At 65.8% G+C, this 266-nt stretch carries 1 protein-coding gene and 1 rRNA gene (1 of these 2 running past the window's edge); both read right to left on the bottom strand.

Going from position 1 to position 266, the window contains the following annotated elements:
- A 5S ribosomal RNA gene (rrf, locus tag FVE89_RS29625) occupies positions 1–54 on the bottom strand; it reaches 75 nt to the left of the window's first position.
- Positions 42–266: hypothetical protein (locus tag FVE89_RS30780; protein WP_210254077.1), on the bottom strand; the 225-nt coding region annotated here is incomplete at its 5' end. The genes rrf and FVE89_RS30780, both read right to left, overlap by 13 nt.

Raw genomic sequence — 266 nt, 5'->3', positions numbered from 1 at the left:
ACGGCCGAGTTCGAGATGGGATCGGGTTCTGGGCACGCCGCTCAGGCCACCAGACCGGCGCATCGCAATTCTTTTGGGACTGGGCCGCGCAGGGTGCTGCGACGGCGGGTGTCCTCTTCGGCAAGCATGTGGTGGCCGTCGTCGCGCATCGGCGAGGACGGCCTCTGGTCTTCTTGTAACCGCATCTCACGGACACGGATCACGGGAGCGATCAAGCCTGTCGGGCGATTAGTACCGGTCGGCTCAACGCGTCGCCGCGCTTGCAC

The sequence above is a fragment of the Methylobacterium sp. 2A genome (assembly GCF_009806555.1).
Lineage (GTDB): Bacteria > Pseudomonadota > Alphaproteobacteria > Rhizobiales > Beijerinckiaceae > Methylobacterium.
This window is presented reverse-complemented; position numbering and strand designations above follow the sequence as displayed.